Annotated in this window: 17 protein-coding genes; 7 read left to right on the top strand and 10 right to left on the bottom strand. The window is 62.6% G+C overall.

Annotation, left to right across the window (positions count from 1 at the left end; genetic code table 11):
• Positions 1-12 precede the first annotated feature (12 nt).
• A complete protein-coding gene (locus tag M8Q45_RS18970) occupies positions 13-1,068 on the top strand; it encodes an ABC transporter ATP-binding protein (RefSeq protein WP_249875954.1) in 1,056 nt (351 codons plus the stop codon).
• A 154-nt stretch (positions 1,069-1,222) separates the two neighbouring features.
• On the opposite strand, the gene M8Q45_RS18965 is transcribed toward M8Q45_RS18970, so the two are convergent.
• Positions 1,223-2,152, bottom strand: coding sequence for an AraC family transcriptional regulator (locus M8Q45_RS18965; protein ID WP_249875953.1), 930 nt, complete (start codon positions 2,150-2,152; stop codon positions 1,223-1,225).
• A 329-nt stretch (positions 2,153-2,481) separates the two neighbouring features.
• Between M8Q45_RS18965 and M8Q45_RS18960 the strand changes: the two genes are divergently transcribed.
• Positions 2,482-2,835, top strand: coding sequence for a putative quinol monooxygenase (locus tag M8Q45_RS18960; protein ID WP_030138441.1), 354 nt, complete (start codon positions 2,482-2,484; stop codon positions 2,833-2,835).
• A 41-nt stretch (positions 2,836-2,876) separates the two neighbouring features.
• Positions 2,877-3,110, top strand: coding sequence for a hypothetical protein (locus M8Q45_RS18955; protein ID WP_030138442.1), 234 nt, complete (start codon positions 2,877-2,879; stop codon positions 3,108-3,110).
• Positions 3,111-3,258: 148 nt separating this feature from the next.
• Here M8Q45_RS18955 and M8Q45_RS18950 read toward each other — a convergent pair whose 3' ends face one another.
• The 6 genes from M8Q45_RS18950 to M8Q45_RS18925 all read right to left on the bottom strand — a co-directional run bounded on the left by M8Q45_RS18950 (position 3,259) and on the right by M8Q45_RS18925 (position 10,970).
• On the bottom strand, positions 3,259-3,879 hold the full coding sequence (locus M8Q45_RS18950; protein WP_249875952.1) for a flavin reductase family protein: 621 nt from the start codon (positions 3,877-3,879) through the stop codon (positions 3,259-3,261).
• Between the two features lie 193 nt (positions 3,880-4,072).
• Positions 4,073-4,291 carry a hypothetical protein gene (locus M8Q45_RS18945; RefSeq protein ID WP_249875951.1) on the bottom strand — a complete coding sequence of 73 codons (219 nt, stop codon included), beginning with the start codon at positions 4,289-4,291 and terminating at the stop codon, positions 4,073-4,075.
• Positions 4,292-4,425: 134 nt separating this feature from the next.
• Complete coding sequence (locus tag M8Q45_RS18940; RefSeq protein WP_249875950.1) at positions 4,426-5,745, bottom strand: MFS transporter; 1,320 nt, start codon at positions 5,743-5,745, stop codon at positions 4,426-4,428.
• Between the two features lie 306 nt (positions 5,746-6,051).
• The gene (gene mifR, locus M8Q45_RS18935; RefSeq protein ID WP_249875949.1) at positions 6,052-7,377 is read right to left on the bottom strand and encodes a two-component system response regulator MifR; all 1,326 of its coding nucleotides are present in this window, start codon (positions 7,375-7,377) and stop codon (positions 6,052-6,054) included.
• Positions 7,370-9,136: a sensor histidine kinase gene (locus M8Q45_RS18930; protein ID WP_249877354.1), complete on the bottom strand. Its 1,767-nt coding sequence runs from the start codon at positions 9,134-9,136 to the stop codon at positions 7,370-7,372. The genes mifR and M8Q45_RS18930 overlap by 8 nt, the downstream gene beginning before the upstream one ends.
• Before the next feature lie 310 nt (positions 9,137-9,446).
• Entirely contained in the window at positions 9,447-10,970 is a 1,524-nt protein-coding gene (locus M8Q45_RS18925) for a fumarate hydratase (RefSeq protein WP_039591419.1), read from the bottom strand.
• A gap of 535 nt (positions 10,971-11,505) precedes the next feature.
• On the opposite strand from M8Q45_RS18925, the gene M8Q45_RS18920 reads away from it, so the two are divergent.
• Positions 11,506-12,612: a GGDEF domain-containing protein gene (locus tag M8Q45_RS18920; protein WP_249875948.1), complete on the top strand. Its 1,107-nt coding sequence runs from the start codon at positions 11,506-11,508 to the stop codon at positions 12,610-12,612.
• A complete protein-coding gene (locus M8Q45_RS18915; protein WP_249875947.1) occupies positions 12,605-13,552 on the top strand; it encodes an iron-sulfur-binding ferredoxin reductase in 948 nt (315 codons plus the stop codon). Before M8Q45_RS18920 ends, M8Q45_RS18915 begins: the two co-directional genes overlap by 8 nt.
• 467 nt (positions 13,553-14,019) lie before the next feature.
• Here the strand turns inward: M8Q45_RS18915 and pyk are convergent, their stop codons facing one another.
• A complete protein-coding gene (gene pyk / locus M8Q45_RS18910; RefSeq protein ID WP_181288711.1) occupies positions 14,020-15,471 on the bottom strand; it encodes a pyruvate kinase in 1,452 nt (483 codons plus the stop codon).
• Between the two features lie 323 nt (positions 15,472-15,794).
• On the opposite strand from pyk, the gene M8Q45_RS18905 reads away from it, so the two are divergent.
• A complete protein-coding gene (locus tag M8Q45_RS18905; protein ID WP_249875946.1) occupies positions 15,795-16,169 on the top strand; it encodes a tetratricopeptide repeat protein in 375 nt (124 codons plus the stop codon).
• A gap of 272 nt (positions 16,170-16,441) precedes the next feature.
• A complete protein-coding gene (locus tag M8Q45_RS18900; RefSeq protein WP_249875945.1) occupies positions 16,442-16,801 on the top strand; it encodes a PilZ domain-containing protein in 360 nt (119 codons plus the stop codon).
• A gap of 152 nt (positions 16,802-16,953) precedes the next feature.
• Here M8Q45_RS18900 and M8Q45_RS18895 read toward each other — a convergent pair whose 3' ends face one another.
• Positions 16,954-17,322, bottom strand: a complete 369-nt coding sequence (locus tag M8Q45_RS18895; protein ID WP_249875944.1) for a DUF6124 family protein — start codon at positions 17,320-17,322, stop codon at positions 16,954-16,956.
• A gap of 386 nt (positions 17,323-17,708) precedes the next feature.
• Positions 17,709-19,040 carry a DUF58 domain-containing protein gene (locus M8Q45_RS18890; RefSeq protein WP_249875943.1) on the bottom strand — a complete coding sequence of 444 codons (1,332 nt, stop codon included), beginning with the start codon at positions 19,038-19,040 and terminating at the stop codon, positions 17,709-17,711.
• Positions 19,041-19,219: the final 179 nt, after the last annotated feature.

The raw sequence follows: 19,219 nt of genomic DNA, 5'->3' as shown, positions 1-19,219 counted from the left end.
CGAGGTGAAGACATGACTGGACTGATACTGGAAAACGTCGAGAAACACTACGGCTCGGCCTGCGCGGTCAGGGACGTGAACCTGCATTTGCCCGAGGGCAAGCTGGTGTGTTTTCTCGGGCCTTCGGGCTGCGGCAAGACCACATTGCTGCGCATGATCGCCGGCCTGGAAAGCCTCAGCGGCGGCGAAATCCGCCTGGACGGCGAAGACATCGGCCACACCCCGGCGCATCTGCGCAACTTCGGCATGGTGTTCCAGTCGCTGGCGTTGTTCCCGCACATGACCGTCGGCGAGAACATTGCCTACCCGTTGAAACTGCGAGGCGTGGGCAAGGCCGAGCAACAGGCGCGGGTGGTGGAGTTGCTGGAGCTGATCCAGCTCCAGGCGATGATCGACCGGCCGGTGGCGAAACTCTCCGGCGGCCAGCGCCAGCGCGTGGCGATTGCCCGGGCCATCGCCGCCCGCCCGAAAATACTGTTGCTGGACGAACCGCTCTCGGCCCTGGACGCCAAGTTGCGCGAGTCGATGCAAGTGGAAATCCGCCAACTGCAACAGCGCCTGAACATCACCACCATCCTGGTGACCCATGACCAGCGCGAAGCCATGACCATGGCCGACATCGTCGTGGTGTTGGGTGAGCATCGCGTGCAGCAGGTCGGCACGCCGATCGAGATCTATCGGCACCCGGCCAATGAATTCGTCGCTGATTTCATCGGTTCCGGCAACATCTTTCCCGCGACTTCCCTGGGCAACGGGCGGGTCGGGCTGCCGGGCGGGGACACGCTGGAAGTGCCGGCCAGCCTTGGCGTCAACCCAGGGGAAAGGATCAAGCTGCTGGTGCGTCCCGAAGACGTGCAGCTGTCATCGCCCCAGGCCTCGGCGGGTAACCGCTTGCTCGGAAAAGTGCTGTTCGTGCGGGACATCGGGGCGACCGTCGAGACCACAGTGGAATGTTCCGGGGTCTCGTTCACGGCGCTGAACACGCCGTGCCAGGGCATCGAACTGGGCATCGGGCATGCAGTGTCGGTGACGGTGCCGGCGCAGGCGTGTCGGTTGCTGAGTGCCTGAGGTCAAGGGGTGAGCTGCATCTACTGGCCTCTTCGCGAGCAAGCTCGCTCCCACAGGAGATCTTCAGTGAACACAAATTCTCTATTCACAACCGATCAACTGTGGGAGCGAGCTTGCTCGCGATGAGGCCGGCCCAGTCAGCACAAAGTCTGGATCAAACAGTCATCCGCAACCGCGCCAGATCCCGCAACGGCGGCGCGCCAAACAAGCGGCTGTACTCGCGGCTGAACTGCGAAGGGCTTTCATACCCCACCCGATACCCCGCCGCCGACGCTTCCAGCCCTTCGGCCAGCATCAGCCGACGGGCTTCCTGCAAGCGCAGTTGCTTCTGGTACTGCAACGGGCTCATGGCCGTCATGGCCTTGAACCGATGGTGCAAGGTCGAGACGCTGAGATTCACTTCCCGAGCGAGGTCATCGATGCGCAACGGTTGTTCGAAATGGCCGTTGAGCCATTTGATCGCCTGGCTGATGCGATGGCTCTGGCTGTTGGCAATGGCGATTTCATACAGCCGATAGCCTTGCGGGCTGCGCAGCAGGCGATAGAGGATTTCGCGGCGCACCAGGGGCGCGAGCATGGCGATGTCCTTCGGCGTATCGAGCAGGCGCGCCAGGCGCAGTACGGCGTCAAGCATCGGCGTGTCCAGGCGTTCGACATACAGGCCGCGACCGGCCGGGCGAGTCGGCACGCCCAGGGGGCCGGCATCGGCGATCAGCGCGGTGATTTCCGCCGGGTCGATGTCCAGGCGCAACGCCAGGATCGGCTGCTCGGGCGAGACGTTGGCGATGCAACCGCTCAACGGCATCGACACCGAGACCACCAGGTAATGCAGCGGGTCGTAGTTGAACAATTCATCCGCCAGGCGCACCTGCTTGCTGCCCTGGGCCATGATGCACAGGGCCGGTTGCGCCAGCACCGGGGCGAACTTGTGCGGCTGGCTGTGGCGCGACAGATGCAACGAGCCGATGGCCGTGGCGTAGCTGCCGTCTTCGCTGGTGTTGCGGTCGATGATCGACGCCAGTTCGGCGCGCTGTTGTTCCAGGTACGTGTCCAGCGGGACGTGGGCGTGATCGAGTGGCGACATGCCGGAATCCTCAACGAATACAGGGGCGATGTAGCAAAGCTTATGTTTGTGCAAGGCGCGGCGGTAGTCACATCCTGTTGAAAGCTTGCCTGATCCTGCAAGGCTGGCGCCTGCAGGACCGTGCAACGCGGTTGAAACTTGCTTGAAACCTTTTGTTTCAACTTCCTGTGTTCAACTCATGTCGAGGCCGGATTCGGGGTTGGCGAGGGGCAGGATTGTGCAATGGGTCGGCAGGAATCGACTAACGAAGCTGGCGTCGCGGCGCTTAACCTTTGATCCTGTCGCAGCCTGTCCCCGGCTGCACAACGGATTACCTGGGAGGGTTGAACATGACTACACACATCCCCGTCAGCCACATGGCTTTCGTCCGGGCCCGCACCGGCTGTTCCAAGCCGTTGGGTGCACGCCTCAGCACGCTGATCGCGCCCTCGCGCCAGGCGCCCGGTTGCCTGCACTTTGCCTTGCAGCAATCGCAATGCGACGCCGATCTGTGGCTGGTGTCCGGGCTGTGGGTCAACCAACAGGCGATGGACGCCTATTTCAACTCACCGGCCATGGCGATCTTCGCCGAGCTGGTACAGGACCTGGTGGTGAGCAGCCTGGATTTTCATACCTTCCGGGAAGTGTCTGCCGTCCAGGCGACCGAAGGGTGCATGGCGAAGGTACACAAACTGGCCGGTTGAAGGTTTAATGACGGTCATTTTCCATCGCCAGGATGCGCACTATGGCACGCAAAGCCTTTGAAACGTTTGAAGCTGTTTCCGCTGTTGTTCCCAAGGAAGGTGGCGGCTATTACGCAGCCATCGCCACCAAGGCCATCGGTGGCTCAGGTGCGCCGCGCTTCAACAAAGTGCTGGAAGAGCAGGTGTTCGAGACCGCTACCAAGGCCGATGAAGCGGCTGCGGTGCAGTTGACTCACCTGCAGGGTGTCGACGACGAGGGTGGGTTGGTCTGGTAAACCAGCCTCCTGGGGATCGCTTTTGTGGCGAGGGAGCTTGCTCCCGCTGGGACGGTCCGACGCTTCGGGCGTAGCGGCCCCAGGATTTTACGGTCGCTTCGCAACCGAGCGGGAGCAAGCTCCCTCGCCACAGGGGATCGCGCTGCTTCTACTTGGGGCGATGCATCTTGAACAACGCCTCCGGCCCCAGCTGGAAATAATCCGCCGGCCCGCCACCACGCAAGATCGGCTCGGCGGCTGCGGTGTCGTAGACCCCATCCTTCAGCAGCCACTTTGCGATGTGCACGGCGACCACTTCGCCGAGGATCAGCCAGCTCGGCACCAGCGCCTTGTCGGCCCGTTGCAATTGAATGATCTGCGTGACCTTGCACTCGAAGGACACCGGGCTCTCGGCCACGCGGGGTACCTGGATCACTCGCGGCGCCGCCGGCGTCAGGCCCGCCAGCTCGAATTCGTTGACCTCGGGCGCGACCATCGCGCAACTCTGGTTCATCTGCTCGGCCAACGGGCGCGTGGCCAGGTTCCAGGCGAATTCGCCGGTCTGTTCGATGTTGTTCAGGCTGTCTTTGCGCCCGACGCTGGAGAAGCCAATGATCGGCGGGACGTAGTTGAAGGCGTTGAAGAAACTGTAGGGCGCCAGGTTCAGGCGACCTTCGCCATCTTGTGAAGAAATCCAGCCGATGGGCCGTGGGCCGACGATGGCGTTGAACGGGTCGTGGGGCAGGCCGTGGCCGTTGGCGGGTTCGTAGAAATGAATGTCGTCGGGCATGAGAGTGCGCAAGTCCGGTGCTATTTGGAGGGATCCGAGGATAGTGCAGCGATCAGCCCGTTTTGTCAGCACCTCAAAACCTGGTGGGAGCGAGCTTGCTCGCGATGGCGTCAGGTCAGCCAGCATTGATGTTGGCTGACACACCGCTATCGCGAGCAAGCTCGCTCCCACAAGGATTTAGTGATGACTGGGATTAGTTGGTAGACGCCGCATCCGCGCGGTCGGCGCCATCCGCGGCGACGGCAGGCTCGATGGCATGGTTTTCATCTTTCTTGGCAACAACGGCGGAACCGGCGCGCTCGTGACCGCTGGCGATAAAAGCGGCGGTCCCGGTGCGGTCGAAGCCGTCGTCGGCAAAGGCACTACTCGCCAGTACGGAGAGGGTCAGGGCGAAGATCAGTCTGGTTTTCATGGTCATGCTCCAATCAATGTTTGATGGAGGTGAGAATGAAGCGCCGCCATTAAGTGGGAATTAATCTCACAAAGCGGAACGAAAAAGGGGCGAACCTATCAAGGTTCGCCCCTTCTGTTTTTGCGACCGGGATATCAGTCCGTCACGATCCGCGAATGCTTGCGGGTGTCTTTCATGGTGATGTACACCAACAGCGACACGGCGATGCAGGCCGTCACGTACCAGTAGTAGCCGGTTTCCATGCCAATGCTCTTGAACCACAGCGCGATGTATTCAGCGGTGCCGCCGAAGATCGACACGGTGAGTGCGTAGGGCAGGCCGACGCCCAGGGCGCGGATTTCGGTGGGGAACAGCTCGGCTTTTACCACGGCGTTGATCGAGGTGTAGCCGCTGACGATGATCAGCGCCGCCATGATCAGGAAGAACGCGCCCCACCAGGTCTGGATGGTGTGCAGGGTGGTCAGGATCGGCACGGTGAACAGCGTGCCCAGGATACCGAAGGCAATCAGGATCGGCCGACGACCGATCTTGTCCGACAGCCCACCGATGACCGGTTGCAGGCACATGAACAGGAACAGCGTGGCGGCGGAAATGGTGGTGGAGTCGGAGATGCTCATGCCGACGGTGTTCACCAGGTATTTCTGCATGTAGGTGGTGTAGGTGTAGAACGCCAGCGTGCCGCCCATGGTCAGGCCGACCACGGTCAACAGTTCCTTGGGGTGGCGCATCAAGGTGCGCATGGCGCTTTCCTTGGCCTTTTCTTTCTTGGTGAACGATTCGGTTTCTTCCATGCCACGTCGCAGGTACAGCGCGACGATCGCACACAGCGCGCCGATGGCGAACGGGATGCGCCAGCCCCAGGCGTACAGCTGCTCGGTGGTGAGGAATTGTTGCAGCACGATCAGCACGCCGAGGGCGATGAGCTGGCCGGAGATCAGCGTCACGTATTGGAAGCTGGAGAAGAAACCGCGACGCTCCTTGGTCGCCATCTCGCTCAGGTAGGTCGCTGAAGTGCCGTACTCGCCACCCACCGACAAACCCTGGAGCAGGCGGGCGAACACAAGCAGGATCGGCGCGCCGACGCCGATGGTTTCGTAGCCCGGGCTCAGGGCGATGATCAGCGAGCCGAAGCACATCAGGTACACCGAGGCCATCAGTGCACGTTTGCGACCGGCGCGGTCGGCGTAAAGGCCCATCAGCCAGCCACCGATCGGGCGCATCAGGAAGCCCACGGCGAAGATCGCGGCGGTGTTGAGCAATTGGGCGGTGGTGTCGCCCTTGGGGAAGAAGACTTTGGCGAAGTACAACGAGAAAGCGGCGTAGACGTACCAGTCATACCACTCGACCATGTTGCCGACCGAGCCGCTGAAGATCGATTTGATCCGGCTGGCGGTGGTTCTTTCACGGGCGGGCACGGCAGCCGACCCGATGGGCAGGGCGTTGGAGTTATCCATTGAAGGATCCTTCGTTTAATTGTTTTTGTGGAGCGCGTTGGAACGCAGCCTGCCAGGGCTATAGCAGGAGCTGTGCCAGGTGGCGGAGGGCCGGTCTAGAGGGGGCGGCGGTGTTGCGTCGGCGGAAATCCGCTCATTGTGGTTGGGGGTGTGGGCGGGAATCCGCTTATGCCGGAAGAGGTTGTCGTCTGTACCGGCCCTTTCGCGAGCAAGCTCGCTCCCACAGGGTGATGTGCACACCGGACGGAAATGTGGGAGCGAGCTTGCTCGCGATGAGGCCAGTACAGCCGCCAAAAAATAGCGACCTTACAAAAACATCTCCCGACTCAACCCATGCCGCTGCATCTTCTCATTGAAGGTGCGGCGCGGCAGTTGCAGCTCTTCGAGCACGGCTTTCACATCACCCTTGTGCCGGGTCAGGGCGGCGCGCAGGCATTGGGCTTCGAAGGCTTCCTGTTGGGCCGCGAGGGATTGGCCCGGTTCGGTGTCCAGGGCGGGCAGTTGGTCCAGGCCCAGCACCTGGCGCTCGGCGACGTTGGCCAATTCGCGCACATTGCCCGGCCAATCATGGCTGAGCAGATGGCTCAGTTGCGGGCCGCTCAAGGGGACGGCGGGGCGACCGAGGCGTTCGGCGGCGCTGTGGGTGAAATGCTCGAACAGCAGCGGAACATCTTCACGTCGTTCCCGCAACGGCGGCAGGCGCAGCTCGGCGATGTTCAGGCGATAGGCCAGGTCTTCACGAAAACGCCCGGCCCGGGCCTCGTCCAGCAAGTCGGGTTTGGTGGCGGCGATGATGCGCAGGTCGACGTTGATGCTCTGGTTGGAACCCAGGCGTTCGAGTTTCTTTTCCTGCAACACACGCAGCAACTTGGCTTGCTGGGCCAGCGGCATGCTTTCGATTTCATCGAGGAACAATGTGCCGCCGTCGGCGTATTCGAGCTTGCCGATGCGCTTGCCCTGGGCGCCGGTAAAGGCGCCGCTTTCATGGCCGAACAGTTCGGCCTCGAACAACGGTTCGGGGATGGCCGCGCAGTTCAGGGCCACGAAAGGTTTGCTCGCCCTTGGGCCGAAGTCGTGCAGGCAGCGGGCAACCAGTTCCTTGCCACTGCCGGTTTCGCCGCGGATCAACACGTTGACCGGCAGTGTTGCCAGGTCCAGCACCTGGCGCCGCAGGTTTTGCAGTGAGCGAGAGACGCCAAGCAGGGTGGCGTCGAGCTTGGCGCGGGCATCGGCCTGTTCGTGCAGCCGGCGGTTTTCCAGAATCAGGAAGCGCTTGTCCAGCGCCCGGCGCAAGCTGCCCAGCAGCGCTTCGGGGCTGAAGGGTTTTTCGAGGAAGTCATAGGCCCCGTCGCGCATGGCCTCCACGGCCATCGGCACGTCACCATGGCCGGTCAGCAGAATCACCGGCAGGTCCGGGTCACGCCTGCGTATTTCGGCCAGCAACTCCAGGCCGCCCAGCCCGGGCATGCGCACGTCGCTGAGGATCACCCCGGGAAAGTTTTCCGGCAGCTTCGCCAGGCATTCTTCGGCGCGACTGAACAATTGCACCTGGAACCCCGACAGGCTCAGCCATTGCTCGACAGCCGTGCGAATGCTGCTTTCGTCATCGACGACTATGACCGAATCAAGCATGCAATTGCGCCTCCTGAACGATGGGCAAGGTCACGCAGAATACCGCGCCGTGTTCATGATTGTCCGCCGTCAAGCGCCCGCCGGATTCATGGATGATCGCAAACGAAACCGCCAGCCCCAGGCCGAGGCCATCGCCTACGGCCTTGGTGGTGAAGAAGGGGTCGAACACTTGCGCCAGATGTTCCTCGGCGATCCCGGTGCCGCTGTCGCTGACGGTCAGGCGCCACAATTGGTCATCGGCCTCCAGGCGCACTTCCAGGCGCTTGAGGGGTTGGTCGGTCATGGCGTCGAGGGCGTTGCGCAGCAGGTTGATCAGTACCTGTTCGAGGCGGATTGCGTCGCCACGCACCCACGCCGGCCGGGTCAGGTGCAACACGGTACTGACGTTTTCGTCCCGCAGGCGCGTTTCCAGCAATTGCAGGGCCTGGTCCACCACCGCCGCCAGGTCCAGGCGTTCGCGCAGGCCGCTGGGGCTTTTGCGGGCGAAGGTTTTCAAGTGGCCGGTGAGGGCGGCCATGCGGGTCAGCATGTCGTCCACCGGCTTGAGGGCTTTGTAGGCGTCGTCGACGCGGCCATGGTCCAGCAGCAGGCGCAGGGTGGCCAGTTGCATGCGCTGGGCGGTCAATGGCTGATTGATTTCGTGGGCCAGCGCGGCGGACATCTGCCCCAGGGCGGCGAGCTTGGCCGATTGCACCAAACCGTCCTGGGCGGTGTGCAATTCCCGGGTGCGCTCGTCCACCAGTCGTTCAAGTTCCTCGCGGCTGCGTTGGCGCAACCTTGCCAGGCGCCAACGCTGGTTGAGAAACAGCAGGAGGAACACCAGCGCCAGCCACAACCCGGCGGCGGCGAGGCCGGCGTTGCGCAAGTCCTCGAAGGCGATCTGCGGGCGACGCAGCAAGTGCAGGGTCCAGCCCTCGGCCGTCAACGGCAAGGATTCCCACAGGTAATCCGCCGAGCCATCGGGGGCTTCGACCCGGGCCAGATGACTGTTGTCATCGAAGCGGCGCACCGGCTCATGGACCAGGGCTTGCAACGGTTGTTTGTCGTATTGGCGGGTGGCCTTGAGTTCGGCGCGGTCGTTGTCGGTCAGCGGCTGCAAGTGGCGATAACGCCAGCCCGGGCGGTTGGCGATGAAAATAATGCCCCGGGCATCGCTGACCAGCAGGGTGTCGTTGCCCTGGCGCCATTCGCGCTCCAGCTCTGGAAACTCCAGCTTCACCACCATCGCGCCAAGGAATGCGCCGTCGTCGCCGGTCACGGCGCTGGAGAGAAAGTACCCCGGGATGCCGCTGGTCACGCCCACCGCATAGAACCGTCCAGTGCCCTGGGTGCGGGTCTGGATGAAATAGGGACGGAAACCATAGTTGTGCCCGACGTAGCTGCTGGGCAGGCGCCAGTTACTGGCCGCGACGGCCAGTCCGCTGTGGTCGAGCAGTTCCAATGTGGATGACTGTGCGGCGCCATTGATCTGTTCGAGCTTGCGATTCAGTGCGTCCTGCTGGGCTGGACTGACCGGCCCTTTGAGGGCCGAGCGCAACTGCGGGTCCAACGCCAGCACGGCGGGCAGGGCGCGGTAGCGTTCGATCAGGGTGTGCAACGAATTGGCATACAGCGCCAACTGTTGGCTGGCACGGCTGGCGTCTTCTTCCAAGGCCTCGCGCTCGGCGTGGCGCACGGCGAGGGTGGCGGCAACCGCCGCGCCGGCGAGGATGAGCAAGGTGTACAACGACAGGCGCAAGGTACGGGTGGTCGGCAGCATGCTGGCGTAAACCAGTGGAAAGTCGGGCGGGCACGATAGCATGGCGGTTGCTTCGCGCGATCATGTACTTCGAGCCTGCCGCAGATCGCTGTGGGAACGAGCCTGCTCGCGAAGACGCCGGCACATTCAATATTGATGTCGGCTGACCCACCGCTTTCGCGAGCAAGCTCGCTCCCACAGGGATTGACGGTGGGCCAGTTACTTGAATGATGAATACCGATCATTGTGGCGAGGGCATGGTTTCGGTACACAAAAAAGGCCGGTGGGGTTGTTGCCCCACCGGCCTTTTTTTACTGCGCCAAAATGCCTGTTACTGCACTTCCACCGCCAGGCTCTCGCTGATCTTCTGCTGCCAGATCGCCGGGCCTGTGATGTGCACTGACTCGCCTTTGCTGTCCACGGCGACAGTCACCGGCATGTCCTTGACCTCGAACTCGTAGATCGCTTCCATCCCCAGTTCGGCGAACGCCAGGACCTTGGATTTCTTGATCGCCTGGGCCACCAGGTAAGCGGCACCGCCGACGGCCATCAGGTAGACGGCCTTGTTGTCCTTGATCGCTTCGATGGCGGTCGGGCCGCGCTCGGATTTGCCGATCATGCCCAACAGGCCGGTCTGCTCGAGGATCTGGCGGGTGAACTTGTCCATCCGCGTGGCGGTGGTCGGGCCGGCAGGGCCCACCACTTCGTCACCGACCGGATCGACCGGGCCGACGTAGTAGATGAAGCGGCCCTTGAGGTCCACCGGCAAGGTTTCACCCTTGTTCAGCATCTCGACCATGCGCTTGTGCGCCGCGTCGCGACCGGTGAGCATCTTGCCGTTGAGCAGGACGGTTTCGCCCGGTTTCCAGCTCTGCACGTCTTCCGGGGTCAGGGTGTCGAGGTTCACGCGACGCGCCGACGGACCGGCTTCCCAGACGATTTCCGGGTAGGCGTCCAGCGGTGGCGCTTCCAGCGACGCCGGGCCAGTGCCATCCAGCACGAAGTGGGCGTGACGGGTGGCGGCGCAGTTGGGGATCATGCACACCGGCAGGGAGGCGGCGTGGGTCGGGTAGTCCATGATCTTCACGTCGAGCACGGTGGTCAGGCCACCCAGGCCCTGGGCGCCGATGCCCAGTTGGTTGACCTTCTCGAACAGCTCCAGGCGCATCTCTTCGATACGGTTCTGCGGGCCGCGAGCCTTGAGCTCGTGGATGTCGATGGATTCCATCAACACTTCCTTGGCCATCACCGCGGCTTTCTCGGCGGTGCCGCCGATGCCGATGCCGAGCATGCCCGGTGGGCACCAGCCGGCGCCCATGGTCGGCACGGTCTTCAGGACCCAGTCGACGATGGAGTCGGACGGGTTGAGCATCGCCATCTTCGACTTGTTCTCGGAGCCGCCGCCCTTGGCCGCCACGTCCACTTCCACGGTATTGCCCGGGACGATGGAGTAATGGATGACCGCCGGGGTATTGTCCTTGGTGTTTTTGCGTGCGCCTGCCGGGTCGGCCAGGATCGATGCGCGCAGGACGTTTTCCGGCAGGTTGTAGGCGCGACGCACACCCTCGTTGATCATGTCGTCCAGGCTCATGGTCGCGCCATCCCAACGCACGTCCATGCCCACGCGCACGAACACGGTCACGATGCCGGTGTCCTGGCAGATCGGTCGATGGCCGGTGGCGCACATGCGCGAGTTGATCAGGATCTGCGCCATGGAATCACGGGCCGCCGGCGATTCTTCGCGCAGGTAGGCCTCGTGCATCGCCTGGATGAAATCCACGGGGTGGTAATAGGAAATGAACTGCAGGGCGTCGGCAACGCTCTGAATCAGGTCGTCTTGCTTGATCACGGTCATGAGTCGCGCTCCTCTCTAAGACGGGAACATTTTATGAGGCAGCTTCGAGCTGCAAGCTTCAAGCGGCAAGCTGAAGCAGTACGCGGACTGCTCTGAACTTGTCGCTTGGCGCTTGTCGCTTGGCGCTGACCCCAAGTCAAGGCACGCCGGGCATGCTGGCGCGACGCTAAAAAGGCGCGGCAGTATATCGCAGGCCGGGAAGCCTGTGGGAGCGAGGTTGCTCGCGATCACGCCGGATTGAACCGGTCGCAAGTGAAAACCTGTGGCGAGGGCGCTTGCTCCCGCTGGGCCGGTCCGACGCCTCGGGCGCAGCGGCCCCCGGATTTTGCGGTCGCTGCGCAACCGAGCGGGAGCAAGCTCCCTCGCCACGGGGGTATGGTTGGCGGCGAAAACTGCGTCAATCTGGGCCATTGCTTTGACGCCATTTTTCTGCTCCAGAATTGAATGGTCATTTGTCGAACACGCCACTAAAGTGGCGTCTGGCCTATAGCGTAGGACACCTCTGTCAGTCTCCTTTCCCATGGTGAGTCACCGATTGACCCATAACGCCATTCAACGTCTTCTGCTTAAACGTTTCGCCCTCGCAGCCACGACTTATGCGCTGGCGCTGGTGTTGCTGTGGCTGGCGTTCTTCAGTGGCCATTATCTCGACTCGTTGCGAGGCGTCATCATTGGCAGCCTGCTGGTGGTGCTGTGCCAGGGTGGATTGTTCGCGCTGTTCATCACCGACCGCAACCTGCGGTTCGCCGACCCCAGCCTCACGGAAATACAGGTCTGGATCGGCCTCGGCTGGCAGACCTGGATGATGGCGCACCTGGACCAGGCCCGTGGCGTGTTCCTGGTGTTCTATGTGCTGATCCTGCTGTTCGGCCTGTTCCACCTGACGCGGCGGGCCTTTGTGCGCTGTGCGACGCTGGTGTTCATCAGCTTCACCGGCATCACGCTGTGGGACGGCTACTTTTTCCGGCTTCCCGACCCGACGCTGGCCGGCTTGCAAGTGTGCGTGCTGTTCATCGTGCTGGTGTGGCTGGTCCTGTATGCCCGCTACGTCCAGACCTCGCGCCAACGCATGCGCCAGCGTCGGTTTGCCTTGCAGGCGCACCAGGACACCTTGCGCGGCATGATGCGCCAGCTCGAAGACCTGGTCGCCACCGACGAACTCACCGGCCTGTTCAACCGTCGCCACTTCCTGCGCCTGGCAAGCCGCGAACTCAACACCCTCAGGCCCGGCATCGCCCATGGCCTGGCCTTGATCGACCTGGACCATTTCAAGCGCATCAACGATCTGCATGGCCACGCGGCAGGCGACCAAGTGCTCCAGGCGTTTGCCGGCGTCGCCACGGCCTGCCTGCGCGAAGGTGACGTGCTGGCCCGATACGGTGGCGAAGAATTTGTCATGCTGCTGCCCGCCTGCGATCCCGCACGCCTGACGGCCTGTTGCGAGCGCTTGCGGTTGGCGTTCACCGAGGTTCAGTTGACTGAATGGCGCGTGGGCAGCCTCAGCCTGTCGGTGGGCATGACGATGCTGGACATCGGCGATGACCTGGACAGCGCCTTGCAGCGCGCCGACCAGGCCTTGTACCGTGCCAAGCGCGATGGCCGCAATCGGTGTGCCGCCGCTTGGGAGAATGTCGATGCCTGAGTTGAAAGTCGCCGACCGACAATGGACGGTGGCGGCGGGCGATAACCTGCTGGACGCGCTCAACCGGTCTGGCGTGCCGGTGCCCTACAGTTGCCGTGCCGGCAGTTGTCATGCCTGCCTGGTGCAATGCGTGAGCGGCGATGTGCGTGACAACCGTCCCGATGCGCTGACCCCGGCGCAGCGTGATCAAGGTTGGCGGCTGGCATGCCAATGCCAGGTCATCGAAGACGTGCAGATCCATACCTTCGACCCACGGCGCGACGGCCAGGCCGCCGAGGTGGCGGCGGTGGATTGGCTCGGCGCCGAAGTCCTTCGCTTGCGCATTACGCCGCAGCGACCATTGCGTTATCGAGCCGGGCAACACTTGGTGCTGTGGGTCGGCGACGTCGCCCGGCCGTATTCCCTGGCGAGCCTGCCCGAGGAAGATCGCTTCCTGGAGTTTCACCTCGATTGTCGCGCGCCGGGGCAATTCGTCGATGCGGTGCGACAACTCAAGGCCGGCGACCCGATCCGCCTCGGTGAGCTGCGTGGCGGCGCGCTGCATTACGATCCCGATTGGCATGACAAGCCGCTGTGGCTGCTGGCGTCCGGCACGGGGCTGGGGCCGCTGTTCGGCATCTTGCGCGAAGCGTTGCGCCAGCAGCATCAAGGCACGATTCGGCTGATTCATGTGGCGCGCGATGCCGCCGGTCACTACTTGGAAAAACCCTTGGCGGCGTTGGCGGCCAAGCATCCAAACCTGAGCATCGAGCTGCTGACGTCTGCCGAGGCCCCAGGCGCACTCGCGCAGTGGCGCCTGGCTTCGCGCCAGACCCAGGCGTTGGCCTGTGGCCATCCGGATTGGGTCGAGGCGTTTGCCAAGCGCTTGTACCTGGCGGGGTTGCCGCGTAATCAGTTGCTGGCGGATGTGTTTCTTACCCGTGGGAATGGCGGCGTCTGACCGATCGCCATCGCGAGCAAGCTCGCTCCCACACTGGACTTGCGGCGTATACAAAACCCTTGTGGGAGCGCTTGTACCTGGCGGGGTTGCCGCGTAATCAGTTGCTGGCGGATGTATTTCTTACCCGTGGGAATGGCGGCGTCTGACCGATCGCCATCGCGAGCAAGCTCGCTCCCACACTGGACTTGCGGCGTATACAAAACCCTTGTGGGAGCGCTTGTACCTGGCGGGGTTGCCGCGTAATCAGTTGCTGGCGGATGTATTTCTTACCCGTGGGAATGGCGGCGTCTGACCGATCGCCATCGCGAGCAAGCTCGCTCCCACACTGGACTTGCGGCGTATACAAAACCCTTGTGGGAGCGAGCTTGCTCGCGATGGCACCCGTCCAGACACCAAATTTCCATAAGCAGAAACCAGAAAGCCCCGCCATTCACATGGCGGGGCTTTCTGTGTTCAGCAACCGATCATCAAACCATCGGGTCGCCAACGTGCAGGATCTTCATCCCGTTGGTGCCGCCGGTGGTGTGGTAGCTGTCGCCCTTGGTCAGGATGACCCAGTCGCCTTTTTCCACGACGCCGCGCTTGGTCAGTTCGTCGATGGCTTTCTGGCTGACTTCGTGCGGCTCCAGCGAAGCCGGGTCGAACGGAATGGTGTACACGCCACGGAACATCGCGGCGCGCGCCTGGGCTTCGCGGTGCGGGGTGAAGGCGTAGATCGGCACCGAGGAGCGGATGCGCGACATGATCAGCGGGGTGTAGCCACTTTCGGTCAGGGCGATGATCGCCTTTACGCCCGGGAAATGGTTGGCGGTGTACATGGTCGCCAGCGCGATGCTTTCGTCGCAGCGGCTGAATTCCTTGCCGATGCGGTGGCTGGAGGTCTTGCCGGTCGGGTGCTTTTCAGCGCCGATGCAAATGCGCGCCATGGCCTGCACTGCTTCGAGCGGGTAGAGCCCGGCGGCGCTTTCGGCCGAGAGCATGACCGCGTCGGTGTAGTCCAGCACGGCGTTGGCTACGTCGGACACTTCGGCGCGGGTTGGCATCGGGTTCTGGATCATCGACTCCATCATCTGGGTCGCGACGATCACCGCTTTGTTGTGGCGGCGTGCGTGCAGGATGATCTTCTTCTGGATGCCCACCAGCTCGGCGTCGCCGATTTCCACGCCCAGGTCGCCACGGGCCACCATCACGGCGTCGGACGCCTTGATCAGGCCGTCGAGGGTCTCGTCGTCGGCCACGGCTTCGGCGCGTTCGATCTTGGCCACCAGCCAGGCGGTGCCGCCGGCTTCGTCGCGCAGTTGACGGGCGTATTCCATGTCTGCGGCGTCACGGGGGAAGGACACCGCCAGGTAGTCGACTTCCATTTCCGCGGCCAGCTTGATGTCGGCCTTGTCTTTCTCGGTCAGGGCCGGTGCCGTCAAGCCGCCGCCGCGACGGTTGATGCCCTTGTGGTCCGACAGCGGGCCACCGATGGTCACGACGCAGTTCAGTTCGGTGGCGTTGGCGGTCTCGACGCGCATCACCACGCGACCGTCATCGAGCAGCAGCTCGTCGCCCACGCCGCAGTCCTTGACCAGGTCCGGGTAGTCGATGCCGACCACCTGCTGGTTGCCTTCGGTCAGCGGGTGACTGGTGGAGAAGGTGAACTTGTCACCGATCTTCAATTCGATGCGCTTGTTGGCGAATTTGGCGATGCGGATCTTCGGGCCTTGCAGGTCGCCCAGCAGGGCAACGAAGCGGCCGTGCTTGGCGGCGAGGTCGCGCACCAGCTTGGCACGAGCCTTGTGCTCGTCGGGGGTGCCGTGGGAGAAGTTCAGGCGGGCAACGTCCAGGCCAGCCAGAATCAGCTGTTCGAGAACTTCCGGCGAATTACTGGCCGGGCCAAGGGTAGCGACGATTTTGGTGCGACGGACGGACATGCAGGACTCCTCAAGTTCAAGCGCCAGCGAAGGCTACTATGGTCTTTGGGTGTAGTCATTGTTCATATGCACTACTTATTCGTTTCTTTTTCGAAATGAACATTCCTGAAAATTTTTGCGCCTTTAATTACTAAAGCCGAACATTGCTTCTGTGGCGAGGGAGCTTGCTCCCGCTCGGTTGCGCAGCGACCGCAAAATCTCAGGGCCGCTACGCGACCCAGCGGGAGCAAGCTCCCTCGCCACAAGGGCTTGTCCGATCCTCTTTCAGGTTGAAGATTTTTCCACCCGGGTCGATAAAGAGCTCAAGACAGGAGAACCTCCCCATGCGATTCGTGCTTTTTATTGCCTTGGCCCTGAGTATCACGGGCTGCACCCGTTGGTCGATGAACCACCACATGAACCTCGCCTACACGGCCTACGAGCGTGGCGACTGCGACCAGGTGATGCTCGAGCTGTCCAAGGTCGACCGCGCCAGCCGGGCCCGGCGCTACATGCAGCCGGAAGTCTCGATGATGCGCGGCCAGTGCCTGGAGCGTCAGAAGCTGTTCGTCGATGCGGCACAAACCTACCAATTCATCCTCTCCCAGTACCCCACCAGCGAGTACGCCTACCGCGCCCGCGCACGGCTCGAAACCTTGCAGAGCCTGGGCCATTACCCGACCCGCAGCGCCTCGGCGATTCGCCCCACAGCGTTCTGATCTTCATTTATTTGAAACCATCCCTTCGAACCAGTTGTCGACCGATGGCTGGTATCGCATCCGGCTGGCCCTCGCTCGCGCTTGGGCTATAGTTGTACAAGTCGGAAGTAGAGCCTGGACTCTAATTTCGAGGCATCACCTGTCACTGGTAGCCTTTAGCTAGCTCGCTTGCAAGCGTCTGGCGCCGGGGTCGGGGAGAGCGGGCAGGGATGAGCTCGTTCCGAAGCACTGGACTGGCCGCGTCATCGGCCACTCAGAAAGTGATACAAGCCATGTACAAAAAACGGAATATTGCACGACATCAGCTGGCGTATTCTCTTGAAGTGTTCAACGGTATCAACGGGAAACCCATAGGTTTTCTGGGCAACGTTTCGGAAAACGGCCTGATGCTCATCAGCCATTTGCCCTTGATGACCGGCGCGGATTTTGACCTGCGCCTGAAGCTGCCCACCGAGGAAGGGCCGGAGCAGCAGATCCGTTTGAAGGCCCATTGCCTGTGGTGCCACGAGGACGTGACACCGCAGCATTTCGACGCCGGCTTCAGCCTGCAATGGGCGCCGCCGGAGTACGGGCGATTGGTGAGCGCGTTGCAGCAATACTTCAGTTTTTACGAGATGTCGGCCTCGGCATAGGCCCCAGGTTCGGCGGTTGGCATATCCCCTGTGGGAGCGAGCTTGCTCGCGATGGCAGTATGTCAGTGACCTTGATACAGCTGGCCCACCGCTATCGCGAGCAAGCTCGCTCCCACAGGTTTTCCTGCAGGCTTTAGAGGCTCATGCGGCCCTCACCGCTGCACCTTCGCCTCGCCATCGAGCAACCTTTCCAGCAACAACACCCCCATCTCGCCCATCTGGTGTATCGCCAGGGCCAGGTTGCGCGGGGCGCCTTCCAGGTCTTCCGATAAATCCAGGATCAGCGTGCTCACCGAACAGAAGGTTTCGTAGGTGTGCGCGAGCATGCCTTCGGGGCCGGCGTCGGGCGCGACGATGAAGTAGTCCGGTTGTTTGGCAGGCTTCTTGTCGGGCTCGCCGTGGTTGGGCTTGAGGTAGTAGTCGAGGGCTCTTTGGGCAGCTTGCTCGAGCTTTTCGGGGTCGAGGGTTTCGTGGGCGGACAGCGGGTCGGTGTGGGGTGGATTGGGTGTTGGCTTGATCATGTTCACTTTTCCGTAATGGTGGCTGCCACCCGGTTCGCGACTAAACGAGGGGTGGCGGCTGGACGCAGGTTAGTCGACCGGTGGAAAAGCGAAGCCCGGCGCGCCCGAGGGCGCCCTGCGAACAGCCACCATCAAGTGCGGGCAAGGGAGCCCGACTGGATGACGCTTGTGCACATCACTTTAACCACCGGGCGACTAAACCCGATCGCTGAGTTGTCAGCGACGCGGATCACGTTACGGGGCCAGGCCAAGGCACACAAGCCGGCGGATTCTGGCGGATCTGTAGTCCGTTACGCAAGGCGTTGTAGTCAGTTGGAGGGGTTCCTACATTCAGCGTCAAGGCAACTGGACAGCGCTGCGCAAGTTAATGTCTAGAGCTTTTTAGGTTAAAGGTCCCCCGCCTTCTTCCACCCCAGATACAACGTCACCAGCTCGGCCCCCAATTCCCCGGGCCGGGCTTGCAGCACCGCCATCCCATGGGCGCTCAATCGCTCATGCAAGGTCGCCCGTGCGTTCAGGTAGTCCACCGTCCCGCAATAGGCCAGCGCCTCGGGCAAGGTCAGCACCGGCGTCTGCCGCAGCCGGTCCAGCGCTTCTTCGTGCAGGCTTGCCACCAGCACCCGATGCCGTTGCCCCAAGCGTTTGACGGCAGTCAGCAGTTCTTCATCGTCTTCATCCCGCAGGTTGGTCACCAGCACCACCAGCGCCCGGCGTTTCTGGCGGGCCAGCAGTTGGGTGACGGCGCCCTGGTAGTCGGCCGGGTGCTGGCTGCTATCGAGGTCGTAGACGGTGTTGAGCAAGACGTTGAGCTGGCCGGTGCCCTTGACCGGCGCGAGGTAGCGTGGTTGTTCGCTGGCGAAGGTGCTCAGGCCCACCGCATCGCCCTGGCGCAGCGCGGTGTAGCTGAGCAGCAGGCAGGCGTTGAGGGCGTGATCGAAATGCGACAACTCATCGTCCTGGCTGCGCATGCGGCGGCCGCAGTCGAGCATGAAAATGATTTGCTGGTCGCGCTCGTCTTCATATTCCCGGGCGATCGGCGCGCGGTGGCGAGCGGTGGCTTTCCAGTCGATCTGGCGCAGGCTGTCGCCTTCGCGGAATTCACGCAGTTGATGGAATTCCTGGCCCTGGCCCCGTCGTTGCCGCTGGCGGATGCCGAGTTGGCTGAGCCAGTTGTCCACCGCCAGTAGTTGGCCGTCGTAGAGCCGGGCGAAATCCGGGTAGACGCGAGTGCTGCCGATGGCCTCCAGCACGCGCTTTTCGGTCCACAGGCCCATTGGGCTCGGCAGGTTGATTTCGCATTCTTCGAAGCGGAAGTGACCGCGCTTCAGGGGGCGGACGCGGTAGCCGAGCTGGGTGAGCTGGCCGGGTTGTAGTTCCGCCGCAAGAGGGAGGTGTTCGAAGTCCAGGCCATTGGGTACGTGGTCGAAGAGCTGGATCTTCAACGGCTGGGCCAGGTCGTGGCTGATGTCCAGGCGCACGTCGCTCCAGCGGCCGAGGGCCAGGCTGCCGGGCAGTTGCCGCAGGATTCGAGGCGAGGGCAGGCGACGGACGCGCACTGCGTCGAGCATCGCCAAGGCCAGCAACGCCAGCAGCAAGCCCCAGTTGATCGATAGCAGGGTCGAGGGCACGGCGATGCCCAGCGCTTGCAAGGTGCCCAGGATGATGCCGACGGCCAGCAGGATCGCGAGCCAGATCAACAGCAGGCGCGAAGGCTTCATGGGTGCAACTCAATGGAAGGGTGACAACCCAGTGTGGCGAGGGGATTTATCCCCGCTGGGCTGCGCAGCTGCCCCCTGGTTTTGCCTGACACACCGCAAGGGGCCGCTGCGCGGCCAGCGGGGATAAATCCCCTCGCCACGGAAGTCTCCTTTCCAATAAGTTTGTTCATCACCCTATC

This window comes from Pseudomonas sp. T1.Ur (assembly GCF_023516725.1).
Lineage (GTDB): Bacteria > Pseudomonadota > Gammaproteobacteria > Pseudomonadales > Pseudomonadaceae > Aquipseudomonas > Aquipseudomonas alvandae.
This window is presented reverse-complemented; position numbering and strand designations above follow the sequence as displayed.